The sequence below is a fragment of the Prochlorococcus marinus CUG1415 genome, from assembly GCF_017696015.1.
In the GTDB taxonomy this organism is placed as follows: Bacteria; Cyanobacteriota; Cyanobacteriia; order PCC-6307; family Cyanobiaceae; genus Prochlorococcus_A; species Prochlorococcus_A marinus_AE.
On the sequence record NZ_JAAORL010000001.1, the window covers coordinates 163534 to 186455 of the forward strand.

The window sequence follows — 22922 nt, forward strand, 5'->3', positions numbered from 1 at the left end:
TTTTACCATTTTAATAAATTAAAACTTTCCATATCTACAGTTACTCTATTTCTGTAAAGAGATAACAATATCGCTAATCCAACGGCTGCTTCTGCGGCAGCAACAGTTATAACAAAAATTGTAAAAACTTGTCCTTGAATTAAATTATTATCGATATAAGAAGAAAAAGCCATCAAGTTTATATTTACCGCATTGAGCATTAATTCAATGCTCATGAGCACTCGAACTGCATTTCTGCTATTTAATAATCCCCAAATACCAATACAAAAGAGAAGTGAAGATACTATCAAAAAAGCTTGAATAGGAATTGATTCTAAATTCATAAGAAGAAAGTTGAGTGGTTAATTTTTATTAGTAAGTAATGGTTCTGATGATTTTTCAATTAACTCTTGATCAACAGGTAATCCAGTTGAAATATCTTTATTCATGACATCTCTTCTAGCTAGAACAATAGCCCCTATCATCGCCATTAAAAGTAAAACTGAAGCTAATTCAAATGGGAGTAAATAATCACTAAATAGATGCTCACCAATCCTGATAGTTGATTCTTCTCCTATAGAGTTTTGAGGGCTTGCTAGGCTCCATACATTTGTCAAGTCAACTCTTATTAAAAGGCTTAGTAGGGTTAAGCATATCGATGTTGATATGATTCTTCTTGATTTAATATCATTGATAGGTTTTAAATCTTCTTGTTTATTGACTAACATTATCGCAAAAATTATTAATACATTCACTGCACCGACATAAACTAAAACTTGTGCTGCAGCAACAAAACTTGCATTTAAAAGTAAATATAATCCTGCAACACTCATGAAAACTCCTCCAAGCAGAAAGGCTGAATAGACAATACTTTCGAGCAATACAACACCAAGTGCTCCAATCAGAACAACTAAAGATAGAACTGTAAAACAAATAATTTGAGTTGTTATTGCAATGGACATAAATTAATGGAAATTAATTGTTTGGATTAGAAATTTTATCTTTATTTTCATTGGAGGCTGGTTTCATCCAATCATAAACTTCTTCAGGTAATTTACCAACTCTAATATCTGAAGCTGGGATTTCATGAGGGTCCATTACTCCTTTTGGGAGATAAGCAAGTTCTCTTAGTGGTTTTACTGACGGATCTGTTGTGACGTTTGTAGGGAGTCTTCCAAGTGCGATATTATCGAAATTAAGATTGTGTCTGTCGAAAGTAGCTAATTCATATTCTTCGGTCATTGATAGACAATTAGTTGGACAATATTCAACACAATTTCCGCAAAATATACATACTCCAAAATCTATTGAATAATTTCTAAGTTCCTTTTTTTTTGTTTCTTTATTCATAACCCAGTCGACTACAGGCAGATTTATGGGACATACTCTTACACAAACTTCGCAAGCGATACATTTATCAAATTCATAATGTATCCTTCCTCTATATCTTTCAGAAGGTATTAGTTTTTCATATGGATATTGGACAGTAACAGGTCTTCTTCGAAGATGGTCAAAAGTTACTGATAAGCCATTATATAAGTATTTGCCAGCACTAAAAGCCTCTTTTATATAGCTATTTACTTGTTGAAGGAAATTGTTCATTTTGAAAAATTCACTTAGTTATTTTATTTTAGTGGATTAATGTTTAATTTAAGTATATTTACTCAAATTTAGCCACCAAAGAATTGTGGAAAAGCAAGTTTTAATCCTGCAGTTATCAAAAGATTAGCAAGAGAAATTGGAAGAAGAAACTTCCATCCAAGATCTAACAGTTGATCTATTCTTACTCTAGGGGTTGTCCAACGTAATAATATTGCAATGAAAACTAAAAGATATGCTTTTAAAACAGTCATTACAATTCCTATTGATGCAGTGAAAACTTGTATGAATGGTGTATTAATGGGCAAATTAAGTAAATTAGCTATTAATTCAACGGGAATAGGAAAACCCCATCCTCCTAAATAAAGTATTGATACCAATAATGCTGAAAGAATTAGATTAATGTAGCTACCAAGGTAGAACAAAGCGAATTTCATTCCTGCATATTCCGTTTGATATCCTGCAACTAATTCTTCTTCAGCTTCGGGCAAGTCAAATGGAAGTCGTTCACATTCTGCAAGAGCACAAATCCAAAAGACTATAAAACCAACTGGTTGTCTCCAAATATTCCAACTAAGGATTCCAGCCCCACTTTGTTGGTTAACTATGTCAATAGTACTTAGAGAATTTGTCATTAGGACAATAGCCAGTACAGATAAAGCTAAAGGTATTTCGTAACTTATAGATTGAGCAGCTGCTCTTAATCCCCCTAATAATGAATATTTATTATTTGATGCATATCCGCTCATAAGTAGTCCAATTGGCTGGATACTGCTTAAAGCAATCCATAGGAAAATTCCAATACCAACGTTACTTATAAGAAGGTTTTGTCCAAAAGGAACAATTAGCCAGGAGAGAATCACTGGGACAAGTACTAAAATAGGTCCTGCAGTGAAGAGAATCCCATCTGCTTTAGCCGGAATAATATCCTCTTTGACCAGTAACTTAAGACCGTCTGCAATTGGTTGGAGTACACCAAGTGCTCCTGCATATTCGGGGCCTATTCTTTGTTGAGCAGCAGCAGATATCTTTCTTTCAAGCCAAACTGTTACTAAAACTCCAACAACTGCTGCAACTAAAACTAAGAGCATAGGTAGAGGGAGCCAAATTATATGCGCGATCTCACTAGAAATGCCAAAACCTTTTAAGAATTCATTAAAACTATATTCGAGATCTAATCCGTATTCCAAAATTTTGATGTTATTTACTTAATACATTAACTCTTCACAAACGATATGTGTGTTTTTTATGAAAAGCTGCAAATATTATTCTCTATTTTCTAAGCTGATCCATTCCCTTGGAGCTGAACCAGTATAGATTTGAGATGGTCTAAAAATTCTATTTGCTCCAAGTTGCTCTCTCCAATGAGCTAACCAGCCAGCAACTCTAGATATGGCAAAAATTGGAGTAAATAAATCACGAGGAATACCAAGTTTCCTATAAACAAGACCGGAATAAAAGTCTACGTTAGGAAATATACCCTTTGGGCCAAGTCTTGGTATTGCTTCTGCTTCTAATGATTTGGCAACTTCATACATTTCATCTGCTCCAAATCTAATAAAAAGTTCTTCTGCTAGTTTTTGAAGAATAATTGCTCTTGGATCTTTGACTTTATATTCCCTATGACCAAAGCCCATTATCTTACTTTTGTGTTTTATTGCGTTATCCAAAAAAGAAGCTGCATTTTCTGGGGTTTGGATTTCTTCTAACATCGCGATCACATCTTCATTAGCTCCTCCATGAAGCGGGCCAGCCAAAGTTCCTACTGCAGAAGCTATGACAGCATATGGATCTGTAAGAGTGCTTGCAGTCACTCTAGCGCTAAATGTACTGGCGTTTAAACTATGTTCGGCATGTAGAATTAAACACCTATCAAAAACTTTTGCAGCTATCGGATCTTGTTCTTTTTCAGTAAGCATGTAAAGAAAATTTGAGGAGTATGTTAAATCATCTCGAGGTTGAATAGGGTCTTGTCCTTTTCTAATAAGTTGAAAAGCGGCAATCATTGTGGGTATTTTTGCTATAAGTCTTATCACTGCGTTGTAGATGTAATTAGGATCATCTATTGCTCTACGTGAATAGAAAAGGCCTAAGGAAGCTGCACTAGACTGAAGAGCGTCCATAGGATGACCTGTCGCAGGGAAACATTTCATCATATCTCTGACTCTAAAACTTAACCTGCGATGCATCTGAACTTCTAGTTCAAAATCTCTAAGTTGAGTAGCTGTAGGTAATTCACCCCAAATCAATAAATAAGCAGTTTCTAAAAAACTGCTTTTTTTGGAAAGTTCTTCTATGGAGTAGCCTCGATACAATAATTGACCTTTGTTGCCGTCAATATCACAGATAGATGAATTAGTAACTGGGACACCCTCTAATCCTGGTTTTAAAATTATTTTGTTGTTATCCAATTTCTTAATGCAATATCAAATACTTATAGAACAAAGATAGTCAAATAATTTTTAATTAACCACAAATTATTAAATTCTAGAAAATATAAATTGATTCTTTTTTGAGTTTATTTGAATAAAATTATTAAAGTATTTTTAAACTGATTTCTTTATAAAAAATTGGATTTTTTTCAGGAATAGATTGTTTTAATATTTCTAGAAATTCATTATTTGATATTTTAAAAATATTTCTAATAAGAAAATTCAGATCTTCCAAATCAGGCAAATATTCAATTTTATTAGAATTTGCCCCTTTGATATCAACGTTTGCAAAAAGAAAAGAAGATTTATCTTTCTTACTTTTTAGGTTAAAAAATTTCTTTGAGATTGCTTCTAGTTTTTTAACATCAATTAAATAATTACTGATGGTTTGTAAACCTGCTGAATCTACTGAATAGATATTTTCATAAGTTAATTGTTTTATTACATCATTTTTTTCTTCAAGAATATCTTTAGAATATATCGAGTAAATATCATCATTTTGTCTCAATGTATATTTGTTGAAATCTTTTAGTGTTTTCATATCACTTAAATCAAGTTGATCTTCATTATCTTTCTCAAATGTGATAAGCCAATCTTTACTGGAATTGAGAATTAAAATATTTTGATCTGCTTTTTGATTAAACTCTTCAAGAAAACTGTTTTCAAAATCATTTATTAAAGGTTTTAGATATTTTTCAAAGTTTTTTAAATCACTAAAAAGTGAAACTTGAGGATTATCTTTATTACTATTATCTTTATATATTAGGTTATCGTAAGCAGAAATATCAAGATTTTTTTTATTATTTAGTAAATATGATTTTAAAATTAAATGTTTATTTTTTAAGTGAAATGTTGTAGCTATAAAGTCTTCATTCCTCTCTGGAAAAATTTCATTATTAGAAAATATACTTTTTCCAAAATTTTCTGCGAATAATATATTTTTCTCGTTTTTAAGTCCTGAAATTTCTTTTTTATATTTTGATTTTTTATCTTTTAAAGCATCAATATTATGAAAACAATTTAAAATTAATTTCTTATTGGATGAAGCAATAATATAATCATCCTCAGTATGATAAATATAGTTAAGATAATTTAGTTTATTTTCTCTATTAATTTTAATTATTTCATTAGGCTGATCAATTTTATTAGATAGATGCAATATATCATCTAAGTTTTTTTCTGGCTTAATTTTGAAAACTATTAAAATATCATCTTTAAACTTTTTTTTATTTTCAGAAGTTGAGATTAATAGTTCGTTATTATAAATATCTTCTAATTTATTGTTGCCTAGATCTATACCTAAGTAATCTAATACAGAATTTTCTATTGAAATCAATTTATCTTGATTTTTTAGATTTTTATCTTTTTCAATATTATTAGTAAGATTCGAAATATCGAAATTTGAAATGAATAATAATTTATTATCTTCTGGTAAATAGTTTAATATATTTAGTTGCTCAATATTTGTAGTTTGCTGCTTATTTTTATTAGTAGAAATTTTTTTAAAACTAAAAAAAAGTAATAAAGATAATAATAGTATTATTGCTACTACTTTAACTTTCATTATCAATGTTTATTTTTATTGTTAACAATAAATTTACTCATGCAACTTAATTTATTAAATTGTAAATAACACATCATTTATCCTTGCAATTGGGAAATTATCCAAAATCTATAAATGCTTCTAGTCTCAATGATTGGTTTAATTCTGAGAACGAAAATCCAGTCTTAATTGATGTAAGAGAACAGTCAGAGCTTGAAATAGCTTGTTTCTCAAAAGACTTTTTACATATACCAATTAGTAAAGTCACATGTGAATACGTTGAAGAAATATTTGCTGGTTTATTAGACAGGGAAATCGTTGTTACCTGTCATGCAGGAATAAGAAGTTATAACTTTTGTCAATGGTCCTTAGATAATAATATTGTGAGCGAAATATGGAATTTGGAGGAGGGTATTGATGGATGGAGTAGATATATTGATCCATCAATTCCTAGATATTGATTAAATCTCTAATGAAGATGCAACAGTGTTAACATCTTTGTCACCTCTTCCAGAGCAATTGATAACTATATGAGTATCTTTCTCAAGAGTAGGGCATAATTTATCTAACCAAGCAAAGGCATGGGAGGTTTCAAGTGCTGGTATGATTCCTTCAAGTTCACTAACAAGTCTCAAAGCATCTAGAGCTTCTTGATCTGTAACTGCTCCATATTCTGCTCTACCTATATCTTTTAAATGGCTATGTTCAGGCCCTACTCCAGGGTAATCTAAACCTGCACTAATGGAGTGGGCCTCTTGTACTTGACCATTATCATCTTGTAACAGAAGACTCATGGATCCATGCAAAATTCCAACTGATCCTTTAGTGATAGTTGCAGCGTGTTTATCAGTATCAACTCCGCTTCCTGCGGCTTCAACTCCAATTAGGCGTACAGATGATTCTTTAACGAAAGGATGGAAAAGGCCCATTGCATTTGATCCCCCACCTACACAAGCAAGTAAAATATCGGGTAAAGATCCAAACGATTCCAGGCATTGTTTCTTAGTTTCTTCTCCAATAACTGCATGAAAATCTCTCACAATCTTTGGGAAAGGGTGTGGGCCCGCAACAGATCCTAAAATGTAGTGAGTGGTTTCTACATTAGAAACCCAATCTCTAATAGCTTCACTAGTGGCATCTTTAAGTGTTGCAGTTCCAGAATTTACAACCTTAACTTCAGCTCCTAGCAGTTTCATTCGAAAGACATTGAGGGATTGCCTTTTTATATCCTCAGCACCCATATAGATAATACATTTCAAGCCAAATCTCGCACAAACAGTAGCCGTAGCAACTCCATGTTGACCTGCTCCAGTTTCCGCAATTATTCTTTTCTTACCCATTCTTATTGCTAATAAAGCTTGTCCAAGGGCATTATTAATTTTGTGAGCACCAGTATGATTTAAATCTTCTCTTTTAAGCCATATTCTTACATTTGCTTGTTTAGTTGTGTAATGTTCAGTAAGTCTTTTGGCTTCATAAAGTGGTGTTTCTCTTCCTACATAAGTCTTAAGTAGATGATTTAATTCTTTTACAAAATGTTTATCTTTCCATGCATTTGATGCAGCTGCTTCAAGCTCAAAAAGAGCAGGCATTAGTGTTTCAGGAACATATTGACCACCATATTTTCCAAATCTTCCCTCTTTGGAGGGTTGATTTAAATCTTCATTTGTATAATTTTGATCTTGGCGAGAAAATGTACTTACCACTTTGTCTATAGAATAAGTATTAACTAACTATAGATTATATTGAAAATAATGGGAAAAAAGAATTGGATCGAATTTGATAATCATGAAAATAAACCTGAAGAAACAGCTAAGGTAGATACTTTTATAAAAAGAGCAAAAATAAATATTTCAAAACAAAAGAAAGGTAAAAAGGGCAAGACGATAACTTTAATAAAAGGTTTAGGAATCGAGGATGAAATCTTCTTAAAAGAATTGCTTAAAAAAATTAAAGTTTTTTGTGGTACTGGAGGGACATTAATTGAAAGTAATATCCAGTTACAGGGTGATATGGTATCGAAATCAATTGAGTTTCTTCGTAAAGAGGGATTTCATAATTTATGAAGCAAGGGTTAAGATAGGTTTTTAAATTTGATGATGCAAAAAATGAAAGAACAAGATCAAACAAATTCAACCAATATAAAGTGGCACAATTTAACTATTGATAGAGATAAGTTAGAGAAAATGAGAGGTCATAAAGGAATGGTTATTTGGTTTACAGGTTTATCAGGCTCTGGTAAAAGTACTTTGGCCAACGCTTTAAATGAAGTTTTACACTTAGATGGTTTTTCAACTTACGTGTTGGATGGAGATAATATAAGGCACGGTTTATGTAAAGATCTTGGGTTTTCCGATGAAGATAGAGAAGAAAATATAAGAAGAATTGGAGAAGTTGCAAATTTATTTATGCATGCTGGGATAATAACTATTACAGCATTCGTTTCACCATTTATTAGCGATAGAGATAAGGTGAGAAAAATTATTGGATCTAAAGATTTTATTGAAGTTTATTGTGCTGCAGATATCAAAGTTTGCGAAAACCGCGATACTAAGGGTCTTTACAAGAAAGCTCGTTTGGGTGAAATTAAGGATTTTACAGGGATTTCTAGTCCATATGAAGCTCCTCATAATCCAGAAATTGTTGTTGATACAGGTACATTAGATTTAAAGGATTCGGTTGAAAAAGTTATAAACTATCTTAGAGACGAAAACTTCCTTAAAAAGGGCTAATAAAAAAATATAAGTTCATTTATTTTGAAGATAATTGTCAGCTCCAATAGTTGATAACTTACTATTTTTAGTTCTTACCTGTTTATGAAGATTGTCTCTGAATTCTTTTAAATTTTCCTTGATGGATTCATCAAATAAACTGATAATCTCTATTGCCAATAATCCAGCATTTTGACCTCCATTAATTGCAACTGTTGCTACTGGTATCCCAGCGGGCATTTGAACAATTGATAAAAGAGAGTCAATCCCTTTAAGTGTTTTACTCTCTACTGGTACTCCAATTACAGGAATGCAAGTTATTGATGCCAACATTCCTGGAAGATGAGCAGCACCACCAGCTCCGGCAATTATTATTTTTATGTTTTCTGATTCTGCATTTTTTGCATATTCCATCATTTCAATAGGAGTTCTATGGGCAGAGAGTATACAAACTTCAGTTTTTATTCCAAATTCTCTTAAAATGTCAATAGCAGGTTTCAATGTTTTTAGATCTGAATCACTACCCATTACGACAGCGATTTTATATATATCTTTAGAATGCAATTCTGACAAAATAACAAATCAATTCTTTCCTATAATGGCGTGCAATTAATTTGGCGCCAGTTAGTTAATATAAAAAGAATAAATTTTCATAGAATATTATGACGTCAAATAAGATTATCGAAAAAAGTGAAGTTAGAGAGTATTTTAATGGCACTGGTTTTGAAAGATGGAACAAAATTTATAGCAAATCTGATGAAATTAATACAGTTCAGCAAAACATTAGAAAAGGACATCAAAAGACTGTAGATGATGTAGTGTCATACATCAAAAATTATCCTGAACTAACAAAAAAAAGTTATTGTGATGCAGGATGTGGAGTAGGAAGTCTATCAATCCCTTTACTAAGACTCGGTATAAAAGAATTACAGGTAAGCGATATTTCTTCTGAAATGATTAAAGAAACTAAGAAACGCATAAAAGAATTAGGTTTGAACCAAGGTAAAATCAAATATGAAGTCTGTGATCTGGAACAATTAAAAGGATTATTTGATGTTGTAGTTTGTTTGGATGTATTTATTCATTATCCGCAACCGGTCGCAGAAGAAATGGTCCAACATCTATGCGATTTAAGCAAAGAAAAACTAATCGTTAGCTTTGCTCCATATACTCCAGTTCTTGCTGTTTTAAAAAATATAGGTAAATTATTTCCTGGGCCAAGTAAAACTACAAGAGCTTATACATTAAAAGAAAAGGGCATTATTAATGCTGCTAAAGAAAGAGGATTTAACGTGGTTAAAACGAAATTAAATCAAGCTCCTTTTTATTTTTCAAAACTTATTGAATTCGAAAAAAAATAAATAACCTATTTTACTAAATGATTTTCAAGTGCATAGCGAACTAATTCGGTTCTGCTAGATGTACCTGTCTTAATAAAAAGTCTACTTACATATTTTTCAACATTTCTAATAGATGTTTCAAGCTGTCTTGCAATTTCCTTGTTCATCAACCCTTCTGCAACTAGTTGAAGTACACTTGCTTCTCTTGGAGTGAAACTGGGAAGATTTATTTTATTTTCTGAATTAGTGGGATTTTGATCTGTGAGCATAGATTTTATTTCAGTAATTTGCTTCGCCATTTTGCTTACATCAATATCTGCGAATCTTGCTGCTTCTTTTAGTAAACGTTCTTGCCTATTGATGACATTTTTAACTCTCGCAGCTAATTCATCGGGGTCGAAAGGTTTGGAAATATAATCATCAACTCCTGCAAGATAACCCTCTGTTCTGTCTAAGGTCATTCCTTTTGCTGTTAAAAAAATAACTGGAGTTCCTCCTAATTTTTCATCTTCTCTAATTTTTTCTAATAAAGCATAACCGTTAGCTCGGGGCATCATAACGTCGCTAATTATCAAATCAGGAAAAATTGTTTGAGCTTTTTCCCAACCGTCCTCTCCATCAACTGCAATAAATATTTCAAAGCCTTCATCCTCTAGAAATGTTTTAACAGCTGTTCTTAAACCAGGTTCATCATCCACTAATAAAATTCTTGATTTCCTTACTGTTTCATTATTTATTTGATTAATTTCATTCATTTTTTAAATTCTTGAATTTGATTTCTAGTAATAATGAGAATTTTATATACTAAATACAATGCTTTCAACACCCATACTACTAGACTACCAATCATCAACACCTTGCTCTAAAGATGTTGTTGATTCTATGAAACCTTTTTGGAGTGAGATATTTTCTAGCCCTTCAAGTAAATCTAATTTGGCGGGTATTAATGCAAGCGCGATTTTGGAAGCCTCAAGAGATAGCATAGAACAAAATTTATTTCTTCATAATAAAAAGGTTATTTTTACAAGTGGGGCTACAGAATCTAATAACTTAGCCTTAATAGGTTTTGCAAGAAATTACTATCAAAAAACAGGAAATTATGGACATATTATTACCTTAAAAACCGAGCATAAAGCTGTATTGGAGCCTCTAAATCAACTAAAAAAAGAGGGATTTATGGTTACAGAAATTACTCCAGAAAGAGATGGTTTAATTTCACAAGAAAAGTTCATAAAGAATATAAGAGAAGATACGTTTATGGTGAGTGTCATGTTGGCAAATAACGAAATAGGAGTTATTCAGCCCATAGAGAATATTTCAAAGGTATGTAATTCAAGAGGAATAACTTTGCACTCTGATTTTGCACAATGTTTAGGTTATATCGAGTTAAACGATCTTTTATCAAATGTAAATATGATAACGATGAGTTCCCATAAAATTTATGGTCCAAAAGGGATAGGACTTCTTTTGATTGATGAAGAAATTAATCTGGAACCTTTAATTGTTGGAGGAGGGCAGGAATATGGTCTAAGATCTGGCACATTACCTCTCCCTTTAGTAGTAGGCTTTGCTAAGGCAATAGAGATAGCCGTTATTAATCAAAAAAAGAATGCTGAGAAATTACTTTTATATAGAAATAAACTTTTAGAGGGTTTGTTAGAAAATAATTCTGGTTTATTAATTAATGGCTCCATAAAAAAGAGGTTACCTCATAATTTGAATTTGACTGTGTTGGATTTAAACGGAGCAAAGTTTCATAAACTTTTAAAAACTAAAATAATTTGTTCTAGTGGATCGGCATGCAGTAATGGTGAACCATCTCATGTTTTACTCGCCTTAGGTAGATCTTTTAAAGAAGCAGAATCTTCAATAAGGTTAAGTATTGGATTAAGCACTAATTTAAATGATATTAAACAAGCAATTCATATTCTTACAAATACAATCAAATCATTACGTTAGCAATTAATGGATCTTTATTTTATTTGAGCAATTCTTAATTTTCCACTTCTAGCTCTTTTATTGACTTCGACTTCTTGTTCGGAAGGAGTTATTGGCTTTTTTGTCAGGTTTTTTAGTCTTTGATCATTCTTAAAAGCACTTTTCACTAATCTATCCTCTAGGGAATGAAAGCTAATAATAGAAATAATTCCACCTGGCAGTAGCCAACCAGGGACAACTTGCAAAAATTTTTCTAATACTTCAATTTCTTTATTAACGGCAATTCTTAGTGCTTGGAATGTTCTAGTTGCTGGGTGTATTTTTTTATATCTATGTTTTGGTGGGAAGCAGCCTGCAATAGAATAAGCTAACTCTTTTGTCCCAGAATATTTTCCATTTACCTTTAAATCCATTTTTATTCTCCTAGCAATTTTTCTTGATAATCTCTCATCTCCATATTTATAAATTAGGTTAGCTAGATCTTTTTCATTTAAGGTCTCAATTAATTTCTCTGCATCAACCTCAAGAAAAGGATTCATGCGCATATCAAGGGGACCATCTTTTTGAAAACTAAATCCTCTTTTAGGGTCATCAATTTGGTTACTATTTACTCCAAGATCTGCAATCACAAAAGAAACTTTTTCATTTGGTTCAAAATCCGCAAAATTTGAAGCCCTTATATCAATCCTATTTTTAAATTCATCAAGTTTTTTTGATGCTGATTTTCTTGCGAATGGATCTTGATCAAGTCCAATTATATTTAAATCCGAATATTTTCTCAATAAATGATAAGAGTGCCCTCCTCCTCCTAAAGTTGCGTCTATGCCTTTAAGTTGGCTTTTATTTATTAATGGGTAATGCTCTAAAGAGGACATGATCTCATCTGCCATAACTGATTTATGATTGAAAAAAGATGAATCAGATAGGTCAGTTTGCATAACTTTCGACTAAGATTTATTTAGAAGTTAAATTTCGAATGGCTCAGCTAGAGACTAGAACAGAACCAATGGTGGTCAATTTTGGCCCTCACCATCCATCAATGCATGGGGTTTTAAGGTTAGTTGTAACTCTTGATGGTGAGAATGTCATTGATTGTGAGCCGGTAATTGGATATTTGCATAGAGGAATGGAAAAGATAGCTGAAAATAGGACAAATGTTATGTATGTCCCTTATGTAAGCAGAATGGATTATGCAGCAGGAATGTTTTATGAAGCTATTGTAGTAAATGCTCCTGAAAGATTAGCTAATATTCCAGTTCCTAAAAGAGCTAGTTACATAAGAGTTCTTATGTTGGAACTTAATCGTATTGCTAATCATCTTTTATGGCTTGGTCCCTTTTTAGCAGACGTAGGAGCTCAAACTCCATTTTTCTATATCTTTAGAGAAAGAGAAATGATTTATGATCTCTGGGAAGCTGCTACTGGACAAAGGCTAATAAATAATAATTTCTTTAGGATAGGTGGTGTCGCATGTGATCTTCCATACGGATGGTTAGAAAAATGTATAGACTTTTGCGATTGGTTCGGTCCTAAAATAGATGAATACGAAAAATTGATCACAAATAATCCAATTTTTAGAAAAAGAATTGAAGGTCTTGGAACTATAAAAAGAGATCAGGCAATTAATTGGTCTTTATCTGGGCCAATGCTTAGAGCCTCTGGAGTTTCCTGGGATTTAAGGAAAGTAGATAGCTATGAATGTTATGACGATTTTGATTGGCAGATTGCTTCAGAAAAAGAAGGAGATTGTTATGCGAGATATCGAGTACGAGTTGAAGAGATGAGACAATCACTAAGCATCATTCGTCAAGCCTGCAAAATGATTCCAGGAGGTCCAACAGAAAATTTAGAAGCTCAAAGAATGGCGACTGAAGATAAGAAGAGTGCAATATTTGGTATTGATTATCAATATGTAGCTAAGAAGGTTGCTCCAACTTTTAAAATTCCTAATGGAGAATTGTATACAAGATTAGAGTCCGGAAAAGGAGAAATAGGTGTATTTATTCAAGGAAATAATGAAGTTACCCCATGGAGATTTAAAATCAGAGCAGCTGATTTAAATAATCTGCAAATATTGCCTCATATTCTTAAAGGTGCCAAAATCGCAGATATTATGGCTATCCTTGGTTCAATAGATGTCATTATGGGATCTGTGGATAGATAAGTTCTTTAAATGAAATCCTCAGATTGGTTAATATTGCAGAAGAAAGTACGATTTGGTGATTGTGATTCTGCAGGTGTAATTCATTTTCATAACTTATTAAAATGGTCACACGAAGCTTGGGAAGAGAGTATTGAAATTTATGGTATTCCTTATCAAGATATTTTCCCAGATTTTTCTATACGTAAAAATCAAATTATTTTTCCCATAGTAAATTGCGAAGCGAACTTCCTTGCTCCTATTAAAATTGGAGATTTCTTAAAAGTAACAATTTCCCCCCATAAAATTAATTCTCATTTGTTTAAAGTACATACCCTATTTATAAAAAATGGAAATAAAGTAGCGGAAGGAAAAATAATACATTGTTCTTTAGATGTTGATTCAAGAAATAAAATAGAACTTCCCGAACATCTTGAAAGATGGATAGAGGCTTCAAATGTAAGTACAAATTTAAAAGAGTGCTAATTATTATTATTTATTTTTTAAATCTATAATTTATTTGTTCTGTACTTGTATTTTTGTTTTTAATAATCCATTGTTCGGGTTTTTCATGTTTAGGCCAACTTTGAGAAAAGTTTTTTAATAAATTTAATGAATTTTTAATATTTTTATCATTTGTAAGTTTTCTAAATTCAACAATTATTTTAATTTTATTTCCCCATAATTTGTCGGGTACTTTTGAAATATTGCATTTATTAATTGGGATATTTTCTTTCATAATGAAATTATTTAATCGTGATTCAATTACTTCTGGAAAAACGATTTCTCCTCCTGAATTAAAAGCGTTATCAATTCTTCTAATAAACTTTAAATATAAAGAATTATTGATTTGATGAATTTCACCTAAATCACCGGTTTGCCACCACCCACATTTATTTTGGAAATTTTCAGTTTTTGAAGAGTCTATTATTTCGATGCCAATTCTGGCTGATTTTATCTCGATTAATCCTCGTTCGTTAATTCTTATTTTTGTATCAGGTAGTATTTCTCCAACATTGTCAAAACCCATTAAGAATTCTGTTGGTTTTAAACTCGTAACCATTGCTGCTGTTTCAGTTGAGCCATAACAAGGTGCTAATTTTATTTGTTCTTGTATACATTTTTCTGCAGTTTCGCGGGTAATTGAAGCTCCACCTACCCAAATTAAATCAAAAATTTTTAGCCAATTAATACCATCTTTTTCAGCTAAAAGTCTTATTAATTGGGTAGGTACTAATGACGTAATCAAGTGTTTTTTGTTTTTTTTAGATTTAATTGTAAAAAGTAAAAGTTCTCTAGTTTTTTTTATTAAATTGGGAGAAATATTAATACAATCACATCCCCAATTTTGACTTCTAAAAATTGGCATTAATCCACTTATATGGTTGAGTGGTAAAGTGTTAAAAATTATGCAGTTTTGTAATTCAAATCCTTGATCTTTTAGCCATTGTCCTGAAGTAGCGGCAGATAATTTGAGATTATCTAAATGATGAATACATTTTCTAGGTTTACCACTGCTCCCACTGCTGTTTAAGATTATCGCTGGCCCATTTTCAGTAATTGAATCTAATACATCTTTGTCTTCATAAAATTTGTTTTTTACATAAATAATTTTATTCTCTCTAATTTTTCCAATAATTTTCTCTACAGATTGAGTTTCGTTATTTTCAACTTCAATAGTATGAATTTTATTTTTCATAGTAGATCCCATATCTTTTTTGCTTCATTTAAAAATAGAAACGAATTAGGGAATACATTCATTGCTAAACCAGGAACTTTTGGAGTTGGTCCTTGTAATTGTAGAGACGATAAATGATAAAGCCATCTCTTCCCTATACCAGTTTCAAATGAGGTACTTATAGATATTAAAGCTTTTTTATTTTCTAATTCTCTTAAAAGCTTAACTGGATTATTTTCTTGAGAAGGCCTTCGAATTTGCCAACCTTTCCAATCATTAATCAAAGTTGGAAATTTTAAAAGTGATTCGTCTAAGGCTATAGGGATTTTTTTGTTGAGTTCTGTCAGTCCATCAATATCATCAACACAGAGAGGTTGTTCTAACCAATCTATGTTTTTGTTATCCTTCAAAATATCAGCCCATCTATTAGCTATCTCTCTTCCCCAAGAACCATTAGCATCTATTCTTAACTTAATATTATTGCCTATTTGGCTTAAAATTTCTTCTAAACTGGCTTCTTCCTCATGGTTATTTTTTAATGCTACTTTCCATTTTATGGTTACTGATTTTTCAATATTAGATTGTCTTTTTTTAATTTTATTTAGATCTGAAATTACATTTTCAGGATTTAACAGTATGGCTGTTTTATCAATTTCATCAAAGTAATAGTTTTCTTTAAAAAGTATTTTTCCATTTATCTCCGCTAATGCAGAATTTATTGCAGATTGAATGCATGGGTGAAAAATATTTATTTGCTCAGATAAATTAAATACTTCTACATACTCAGGGATCATATCTAGTTGTTTCGCACACTTTTTTAAGTCTTCTTTATGAAGCGGTGAAACTTCTCCAAACCCAATTTTTTTATCATGACTTGTTAATTTAATTATCCAACCCGATTTTGTAAGGTAAGTGTTTTTAGAATTTTCTACTTTGGTGGATAACTTAAAGCTATAAGATTTTTTTTGAAATATTAAGTTCATTTATTAAGCAAGTAATTAAATATTAATCCTGTGATTAAGCCAACTCCATTAAGAGTTTGAAATTTTATTGCGATGAATTTGCAATTTTTTATTGCAGAAGGTTTTTTATATGAAGATCTTAATAAATTTATAAGTCTTATTGCTTGAGGAAAACTAATCAAATAAAGGATACAAAACACTGGAATAAATCCAGTAACTATAGTGAAAAGTTGAAAAATATATATTGTCAAAATTATCCAAGGCACAAATTGAGAACCTTTTTTTGCCCCTAAGCGAACTAAAGGTGAATTTTTCCCATGCTTTTTATCTTCAGAAATTTGATGAAAATGAGAACAAAATAATACAAGAGTTGTTGCCAAGGAAGGTCCTGAACCAAGTAATAAAGAAACTTTCCAGGGAATATCTTCGAAGTAAATATTATATGGATTTAACGCAATTAAGACTGCAGAGTAAGCAAAAGGTCCAAATGCAAGCCAGCATAATGGTTCTCCTAAACCTTGATAGCCAAATCTAAAAGGAGGTCCTTGATATAAATAACCTAAGAAGCAGCAAGATGCCACCAAAATAAAAATGTTTATACTTGTTGATACTGAAATAATTGAAATTATTAATAAACCAACAACTAAAGATGTATATGCAATAAATGAAATTATTTTTTTATTTTTTACAAGATTTAAAATGGAATGGAATTTAAATTCATCGATTCCTGTTTCTGCGTCGAATAAATCATTAGTTAGATTTTCCCAAAGTAATATTAAAATTGCAGCTAAAGTAAATGCAATCAAATTATAAATTTTTACCTTTTCATATTGATTGAGTAAATAAGCCCCTGTTATTAAAACCGGAAGTATGGCAACAGAATAAAGAGGCCATTTTATTGCTTGTTTCCATAATTTTTTTTTATCTTCGTCCATTTTTAATTAACACATAAAATTAGATAATTATTAAATGTAGTTTATAAATTGAGTTACATTTTTTACTTTATTGCATGATTTTTAGTTATTTTCAATAAGTAATGAAAAATGATTTAAACTTAACAGATTTTTTAAAGGATGTATTTTCCTCTTTCGATAAGAAAGTGGAAAATTCTGGATTAGTAAGTATTTGTCTGGAGATTCCTTGTATTGATTTATTTCAAGTATATGAATTGTTTATAAATAAATATTCATTTTCTTCATTTTGGGAGGAATCTGATGGCATTTCATATATTGCTTTCGAGAAATGTAAATATGTTACTTTGGATGGTCCAAAAAGATTTGAATTAGCAAAAGAGTTTAATTCTGAGAATTTTAAAAATTTAATTAACTTAACTAATGAATCAAATAATTCTGCACTTTCAAAAATAATTTATTTATTTTCTTTTTCTGAAAATTTGAATAATAAGAATTTATCTTCAGATGTCCCAAGTTTGGAAGCTATCTTACCAAAAATTTTAATTATTAAAAGTGATAAGAATTGCTGGTTAAGAATCAATGGTCATGTTGAAGGTAAATCATCATTAAGAACATTAATTGAAGAAATATGGACAATTAGAAATCAAGTTATTAATTCTGGCTCAGAATTAATAAAATTATCAGCCTTAAAAACTAGTTTTGATTTATCTATTATTGATGATTTCTTGCACTCCTTAGAAACTTCTAATACAAATTTGAAAAAAGTAGTAAATAAAGGAATTCAATTAGTAGAGAAAGGTATCTTGGAAAAGATAGTTTTAGCAAATAGGATTAAAATAAAACTTAAAAATAAATTAGATTTAGTAGAAATTTTAAAAAGATTAAAAAAGAATCAACCAAATACATGCAGATACGTTTGGAAAAGGAATAGTAAGGATATTTTGTTTGGAGCATCTCCAGAAAAATTATTTTCTTTTACTAAACCTAATTTAACTTTGGAGGCTCTTGCTGGTACTATCTCTACTAATTCAAATTTTAAGAAGCTCCTAAAAAGTACTAAAGACTTAAAAGAACATAATTATGTAATACAGTATTTGATTAAATGTTTAGAAGTTTCAAAAATAACAAACTTTCAAAAAAGTGATATCAAGGTAAATTCATTTGGAGATATTTCTCATTTGCAGACACTCATTTTCTCTAAAGTTGAAAATATATGTCCTTTTGAATTGCTTAAAAACTTACATCCATCTCCGGCTGTTTGTGGATACCCAAAAAATGCAGCATTGGGTTGGATAAACACTCTTGAGTCTTTTCCTAGAGGAAATTATGCTTCTCCAATGGGTTGGGTTGATGCATCAGGAAATGCTTCATTTCTTTTAGCAATAAGAGGAGCTAGGTATATTGAAGAAAATATTGAATTTACTGCCGGTTCAGGTATAGTTTCAGGCTCCGTTTTAGAGAAAGAAATAGATGAGATTAAATTAAAATTTGAATCTATAGTAAAACAAATATTTTTCGTTAAAAATCCTAGATAATTTCCACTAATTTTTCAATAACTTCGTCTGAAACATTCTTATTGGATAAATTTTCTATTTCTCTTAAACCAGTTGGACTGGTTACATTAATCTCGCTAAGCATTCCATTTATTACATCAATACCCACAAAAAATAAACCCTCATCTTTGAAGTGTTGAGATAATTCTGAGCAGATACTTTTTTCTTTTTCTGTTAATAATGTTGGTTCGGCCTTTCCTCCCATCGCTAAATTACTCCTAAAATCGCCTCCTTGAGGAATCCTATTTATAGATCCAATTGCTTCACCATTTACGATAATTATTCTTTTATCACCCTCTATGACTTCAGGAATAAATTTTTGCATCATAACGGGTAATTCTTCTTGAGAAGTTATTAATTCAATGATTGATTTAATACCTGGGGAGTTTTTATTTATTCTGATAACACCTTGACCTCCTTTCCCTCCAAGAGGTTTTATTACTACTTCATTATTTATATTTGCAAAATTAATAAGATCTTTTACCTTACTCGCAACTATTGTTGGTGCCATTAAGTGGCTGTATCTCAAAGCACCTAATTTTTCATTCCATGCCCTTAATGATGAAGGTTTGTTAATTACTTTTACTCCTTTTCTTTCGGCAACTTCTAAGAGATGGGTTGCATATAAATATGCCTCATTTACAGGAGGATCTTTTCTCATCCAAATGCAATTAAATTCGGCGAGAGGTATGCAATCATTCTCTTTGAAAGAAATCCAGGGATTTACTTGAACTTTTGCGGAAGAAGCCCATACTTCATCACCTCTAGCTTCAAGGTCTTGAGGAGTACAACTCCAGATTTCAATATTTTTTTTTGATGATGCTTGCATTAAAGCAGCAGATGAATCTTTTAAGGGATTTATATTTTTTATTGGATCTAATACGAATAGAAATTTCATAAGACCTAGTTTAATAATGCGTCTAATTTATCTTCATTTTCTAATTCGTAGAGATCATCGCACCCTCCGATACCCTCATTATCTATAAATATTTGTGGTACTGTTCTTCTACCATCAGCTCTTTCAGTCATTAATGCTCTAGCATTTTCATCGCCATCAATCTTATATTCTTTAAAATTTATATTTTTTTTCTTGAGTAGAGATTTTGCTCGAATACAGAATGGACAATATTGCCAAGTATAAATTTCAACTTTAGACATTTTTTAAAATAATACTTAGTTTATACTATTAAACAAAAGTGCTTGTTAGATTATAAATAACGAATAAATTCTATTTTGATAGATATTACAGATTTCAAAAAAGATCTTTCGGAACTAACAGAGCGCCTGGGTAATGCTCAGGATTGTCTTTGACGTTCCAAGATTAAAAGCGAAAAGGAGAGAGTTAGAACAAATTTCTGCTCAGCCTGAATTTTGGGAGAATCAAGAAGAAGCGAAAAAACAAATGTTAATACTTGATGATGTCAAGGCTCAACTAGAATTGTTGGATAAATGGAAAATTTTTATTTCCGATGCTAATGCCTCTCTTGAGCTTTATTCTTTAGAACCAGAAGAGGAGATGATTCTGGAATCCCAGCAAGGCTTAAAGAAATTAAGAGATAATTTAGATAAATGGGAATTTGAAAGATTGTTATGTGGTGAATATGATAAGGAAGGAGCAGTAGTTTCTATTAACGCAGGTGCGGGTGGAACAGATGCACAGGATTGGGTAGAGATCTTATTGAGAATGTATTCAAGATGGGCTGATAATAATCAAATGAGTCTTATCATCAATGAATTATCTCAAGGAGAAGAAGCAGGTATTAAAAGTGTAACTTTTGAAATTGATGGAAAATATGCATACGGCTATTTAAAACATGAAAAAGGAACGCATAGATTAGTAAGAATTTCTCCTTTTAATGCTAATGGCAAAAGACAAACCAGCTTTGCTGGGGTAGAGGTTATGCCAAAATTAGATGACAATATTTCACTTGATATACCTGAAAAAGATTTGGAAATTACAACAAGTAGATCCGGTGGGGCTGGAGGACAAAATGTTAATAAAGTAGAAACAGCGGTAAGAATTGTTCATTTGCCTTCAGGGATTTCGGTAAGATGCACCCAAGAAAGATCTCAATTACAAAATAAAGAAAAAGCTATGTTACTTCTTAAGTCTAAACTACTAGTGATTGCTAAAGAACAAAGGGCTGCAGAAGTCGCTGATATTAAAGGCGATATTGTGGAAGCTGCATGGGGCAATCAAATAAGAAATTATGTTTTCCATCCCTATCAAATGGTAAAAGATCTTAGGACTTTGCAGGAGACTAATGACTTAGATAGTGTTTTAGATGGTCGCCTTGAACCATTTATTCATGAATTATTACGCATGAATATTTCTTCTAACGAATTTATTGAATAACTAATGAAAAATAAAAACGAAAATTTAGAAAAAAAAGTTGCTCCTCCAAGCTTTATAAAGCTTGCTATGAGAAATATGGTAAGGAAGGGTTCAAAAAGTATATCTCATTTTACAATAACTTTTCTAGTCTTAATTGGGATATTGATACTTGTGGCCACAATAGGTAAGCCCAATATTCCTGTGTAAAGATGTATGACAGAAAAAATTATTTCTGAAATAAATTTAGATTTGGTTTTTAAATGTAATGAATTTTCCCAATTTTTAAATAAGTTTAAAGATACTAAAAATAAGCTTATTTTTGAATCTATTTTTTGGGAGAAAGTTTTTTTATCTTGGATAAAAACAATATTAAAAAAAGACGATTATAAATTGCCAAATTTCATTTTTGAAAAAAAATCTTTTTCATTAGGCTTACAGATAATATCTAATAAAGAAATTTCTTTTATGAACCAGAAGTGGATGCAAAAAAATGGTCCAACTGATGTTCTATCTTTCCCAATCATTTCTGATGAATCTCTAAATAATTTAGATCATATAGAGTTGGGAGATATATTTATATCATTAGAGATAGCACTTGAGCAATCTTATGAATATAAACATTCAATCTATAAAGAGATGCTCTGGTTGGCTAGTCATGGATTTTTACATCTTTTGGGATGGGAACATAAGAATGATCTTGATTTAGAAAATATGTTAAATTTTCAGGAATATTTAATTACTCGATTAGATTAAAAATCTATGAAAAAAAAAATAAACTCCTTAGAAAATAGAAGAGAATCATACAAAACCTCCAGTAATGTATTAATAAGTTTTAAGTATGCTTTCAGTGGAATTAGTTACGTATTAAAAACTTCAAGAAATTTTAAAATTCAATTAATCTTTGCATTTACAAGTTTATTTATTGGTTTTTTATTGCAAATTTGTCTAAGTAATTATGTAATTTTGGTTGCCACAATTATGTCTGTTTTAATATTAGAAATATTAAACACATCTATTGAATCAATAGTTGATTTAGTAGTTAAAAAAGAATTTAGCAGTTTTGCTAAAATTTCAAAAGATACTTCTGCAGGAGCAGTATTATTAGCTTCAATTAATTCTGTTATTATTGCTCTATATATCTTTGTTCCTAAATTAAATTTGTTATTTAATTCCATATAAATATGTTTCTTGTTATTGATAATTACGATAGTTTTACTTATAACCTTGTTCAATATTTAGGAGAACTTTCTGTTGAGCATGAAATAACTAAAGAATTAATAGTTAAAAGAAATGATGAAATTACTTTAGAAGAAATTATCAAATTAAATCCTAGTGGTATTCTATTATCTCCAGGTCCTGGTAATCCAGATCAATCTGGAATTTGTATTCCAATACTAAAAAAATTATCTAAAAATATTCCGATATTAGGAGTTTGTTTGGGACATCAAGCTTTGGCCCAAGCTTTTGGAGGTAAGGTTGTAGTTGGTAAAGAACTTATGCATGGTAAGACATCCAAAATATTTCATAATCAAAAAGGATTGTTTAAAGATATCGAGACTCCATTTGTTGCGACTAGATATCATAGTCTTATAGTTGATTCAAGTTCTTTACCATCTTGTTTCGAGATAACTGCGACTTTAGAAGACTCAACTATTATGGCTATCTCTCACAAAGAATATAAAAATTTGCATGGGGTACAGTTCCATCCTGAAAGTGTATTGACACAATTTGGTCATAAATTAATTAGTAATTTTCTAAAAATGGCTGAACAAAAGTAAAATAAAAAAAAATAATTAAT

28 protein-coding genes are annotated in these 22922 nt (G+C 30.7%); 13 read left to right on the forward strand and 15 right to left on the reverse strand.

Annotation, left to right across the window (positions count from 1 at the left end; genetic code table 11):
- Positions 1-2: 2 nt before the first annotated feature.
- The 6 genes from nuoK to HA143_RS00920 form a co-directional block, all read right to left on the reverse strand.
- Positions 3-323 carry an NADH-quinone oxidoreductase subunit NuoK gene (gene nuoK / locus HA143_RS00895; protein ID WP_209082796.1) on the reverse strand — a complete coding sequence of 107 codons (321 nt, stop codon included), beginning with the start codon at positions 321-323 and terminating at the stop codon, positions 3-5.
- An 18-nt stretch (positions 324-341) separates the two neighbouring features.
- Positions 342-941, reverse strand: coding sequence for an NADH-quinone oxidoreductase subunit J (locus HA143_RS00900; RefSeq protein ID WP_209082797.1), 600 nt, complete (start codon positions 939-941; stop codon positions 342-344).
- Between the two features lie 13 nt (positions 942-954).
- Entirely contained in the window at positions 955-1581 is a 627-nt protein-coding gene (ndhI, locus tag HA143_RS00905; protein ID WP_209082798.1) for an NAD(P)H-quinone oxidoreductase subunit I, read from the reverse strand.
- A 68-nt stretch (positions 1582-1649) separates the two neighbouring features.
- Positions 1650-2768, reverse strand: coding sequence for an NADH-quinone oxidoreductase subunit NuoH (gene nuoH / locus HA143_RS00910; RefSeq protein ID WP_209082799.1), 1119 nt, complete (start codon positions 2766-2768; stop codon positions 1650-1652).
- Between the two features lie 75 nt (positions 2769-2843).
- Positions 2844-3989 carry a citrate synthase gene (locus HA143_RS00915; protein ID WP_209082800.1) on the reverse strand — a complete coding sequence of 382 codons (1146 nt, stop codon included), beginning with the start codon at positions 3987-3989 and terminating at the stop codon, positions 2844-2846.
- 124 nt (positions 3990-4113) lie between these two features.
- Positions 4114-5574, reverse strand: a complete 1461-nt coding sequence (locus HA143_RS00920) for a hypothetical protein (RefSeq protein WP_209082801.1) — start codon at positions 5572-5574, stop codon at positions 4114-4116.
- A gap of 89 nt (positions 5575-5663) precedes the next feature.
- On the opposite strand from HA143_RS00920, the gene HA143_RS00925 reads away from it, so the two are divergent.
- On the forward strand, positions 5664-6014 hold the full coding sequence (locus tag HA143_RS00925; protein WP_209084362.1) for a rhodanese-like domain-containing protein: 351 nt from the start codon (positions 5664-5666) through the stop codon (positions 6012-6014).
- Here the strand turns inward: HA143_RS00925 and trpB are convergent, their stop codons facing one another.
- Positions 6015-7259: a tryptophan synthase subunit beta gene (gene trpB, locus HA143_RS00930; protein WP_209082802.1), complete on the reverse strand. Its 1245-nt coding sequence runs from the start codon at positions 7257-7259 to the stop codon at positions 6015-6017.
- Positions 7260-7307: 48 nt separating this feature from the next.
- Here trpB and HA143_RS00935 point away from each other — a divergent pair, with 48 nt between their 5' ends.
- The gene (locus HA143_RS00935) at positions 7308-7619 is read left to right on the forward strand and encodes a translation initiation factor SUI1 (RefSeq protein WP_209082803.1); all 312 of its coding nucleotides are present in this window, start codon (positions 7308-7310) and stop codon (positions 7617-7619) included.
- Positions 7620-7661: 42 nt separating this feature from the next.
- Positions 7662-8285, forward strand: a complete 624-nt coding sequence (gene cysC, locus HA143_RS00940) for an adenylyl-sulfate kinase (RefSeq protein ID WP_209082804.1) — start codon at positions 7662-7664, stop codon at positions 8283-8285.
- A gap of 15 nt (positions 8286-8300) precedes the next feature.
- Here the strand turns inward: cysC and purE are convergent, their stop codons facing one another.
- Positions 8301-8837, reverse strand: a complete 537-nt coding sequence (purE, locus tag HA143_RS00945) for a 5-(carboxyamino)imidazole ribonucleotide mutase (protein WP_257469927.1) — start codon at positions 8835-8837, stop codon at positions 8301-8303.
- A gap of 89 nt (positions 8838-8926) precedes the next feature.
- Between purE and bchM the strand changes: the two genes are divergently transcribed.
- Positions 8927-9625, forward strand: a complete 699-nt coding sequence (gene bchM, locus HA143_RS00950) for a magnesium protoporphyrin IX methyltransferase (protein ID WP_209082805.1) — start codon at positions 8927-8929, stop codon at positions 9623-9625.
- A gap of 5 nt (positions 9626-9630) precedes the next feature.
- Here the strand turns inward: bchM and HA143_RS00955 are convergent, their stop codons facing one another.
- Complete coding sequence (locus HA143_RS00955; protein ID WP_209082806.1) at positions 9631-10359, reverse strand: response regulator transcription factor; 729 nt, start codon at positions 10357-10359, stop codon at positions 9631-9633.
- Between the two features lie 58 nt (positions 10360-10417).
- Between HA143_RS00955 and HA143_RS00960 the strand changes: the two genes are divergently transcribed.
- A complete protein-coding gene (locus HA143_RS00960) occupies positions 10418-11563 on the forward strand; it encodes a cysteine desulfurase family protein (RefSeq protein WP_209082807.1) in 1146 nt (381 codons plus the stop codon).
- 14 nt (positions 11564-11577) lie between these two features.
- Here the strand turns inward: HA143_RS00960 and rsmH are convergent, their stop codons facing one another.
- Positions 11578-12480, reverse strand: a complete 903-nt coding sequence (gene rsmH, locus HA143_RS00965) for a 16S rRNA (cytosine(1402)-N(4))-methyltransferase RsmH (RefSeq protein ID WP_209082808.1) — start codon at positions 12478-12480, stop codon at positions 11578-11580.
- Between the two features lie 38 nt (positions 12481-12518).
- Between rsmH and HA143_RS00970 the strand changes: the two genes are divergently transcribed.
- On the forward strand, positions 12519-13706 hold the full coding sequence (locus tag HA143_RS00970) for an NAD(P)H-quinone oxidoreductase subunit H (protein ID WP_209082809.1): 1188 nt from the start codon (positions 12519-12521) through the stop codon (positions 13704-13706).
- Between the two features lie 9 nt (positions 13707-13715).
- Entirely contained in the window at positions 13716-14168 is a 453-nt protein-coding gene (locus HA143_RS00975; protein ID WP_209082810.1) for an acyl-CoA thioesterase, read from the forward strand.
- 10 nt (positions 14169-14178) lie between these two features.
- On the opposite strand, the gene HA143_RS00980 is transcribed toward HA143_RS00975, so the two are convergent.
- Genes HA143_RS00980 through menA form a run of 3 tightly spaced genes read right to left on the reverse strand, consistent with a single transcriptional unit; the run spans position 14179 to position 17257 of the window.
- Entirely contained in the window at positions 14179-15381 is a 1203-nt protein-coding gene (locus HA143_RS00980; protein WP_245210826.1) for an AMP-binding protein, read from the reverse strand.
- Positions 15378-16343, reverse strand: coding sequence for an o-succinylbenzoate synthase (locus HA143_RS00985; protein WP_209082812.1), 966 nt, complete (start codon positions 16341-16343; stop codon positions 15378-15380). Before HA143_RS00985 ends, HA143_RS00980 begins: the two co-directional genes overlap by 4 nt.
- Positions 16340-17257 (reverse strand): 2-carboxy-1,4-naphthoquinone phytyltransferase, encoded by a 918-nt coding sequence (menA, locus tag HA143_RS00990; RefSeq protein ID WP_209082813.1) that lies wholly within the window; start codon positions 17255-17257, stop codon positions 16340-16342. The genes HA143_RS00985 and menA overlap by 4 nt, the downstream gene beginning before the upstream one ends.
- A gap of 101 nt (positions 17258-17358) precedes the next feature.
- Here menA and HA143_RS00995 point away from each other — a divergent pair, with 101 nt between their 5' ends.
- A complete protein-coding gene (locus HA143_RS00995; protein WP_209082814.1) occupies positions 17359-18771 on the forward strand; it encodes a chorismate-binding protein in 1413 nt (470 codons plus the stop codon).
- Here the strand turns inward: HA143_RS00995 and gshB are convergent.
- Both gshB and grxC read right to left on the reverse strand, forming a co-directional pair.
- On the reverse strand, positions 18764-19687 hold the full coding sequence (gene gshB / locus HA143_RS01000) for a glutathione synthase (protein ID WP_209082815.1): 924 nt from the start codon (positions 19685-19687) through the stop codon (positions 18764-18766). The genes HA143_RS00995 and gshB overlap by 8 nt on opposite strands.
- Before the next feature lie 5 nt (positions 19688-19692).
- Positions 19693-19947, reverse strand: coding sequence for a glutaredoxin 3 (gene grxC, locus HA143_RS01005; protein ID WP_209082816.1), 255 nt, complete (start codon positions 19945-19947; stop codon positions 19693-19695).
- A 75-nt stretch (positions 19948-20022) separates the two neighbouring features.
- Here grxC and prfB point away from each other — a divergent pair.
- The 5 genes from prfB (at position 20023) to HA143_RS01030 (ending at position 22902) form a co-directional block, all read left to right on the forward strand.
- Positions 20023-21145 (forward strand): peptide chain release factor 2 gene (gene prfB, locus HA143_RS01010; RefSeq protein ID WP_209082817.1). Its coding sequence is split into 2 segments (ribosomal slippage): positions 20023-20097 and positions 20099-21145, totalling 1122 coding nucleotides; the frame shifts between segments, so codons are not numbered across the junction.
- A 3-nt stretch (positions 21146-21148) separates the two neighbouring features.
- Positions 21149-21331: a DUF3285 domain-containing protein gene (locus tag HA143_RS01015; RefSeq protein WP_209082818.1), complete on the forward strand. Its 183-nt coding sequence runs from the start codon at positions 21149-21151 to the stop codon at positions 21329-21331.
- A 6-nt stretch (positions 21332-21337) separates the two neighbouring features.
- The gene (gene ybeY, locus HA143_RS01020) at positions 21338-21877 is read left to right on the forward strand and encodes an rRNA maturation RNase YbeY (RefSeq protein ID WP_209082819.1); all 540 of its coding nucleotides are present in this window, start codon (positions 21338-21340) and stop codon (positions 21875-21877) included.
- A 6-nt stretch (positions 21878-21883) separates the two neighbouring features.
- A complete protein-coding gene (locus tag HA143_RS01025) occupies positions 21884-22303 on the forward strand; it encodes a diacylglycerol kinase family protein (RefSeq protein WP_209082820.1) in 420 nt (139 codons plus the stop codon).
- A gap of 2 nt (positions 22304-22305) precedes the next feature.
- Positions 22306-22902: an anthranilate synthase component II gene (locus HA143_RS01030; RefSeq protein ID WP_209082821.1), complete on the forward strand. Its 597-nt coding sequence runs from the start codon at positions 22306-22308 to the stop codon at positions 22900-22902.
- Positions 22903-22922 lie beyond the last annotated feature (20 nt).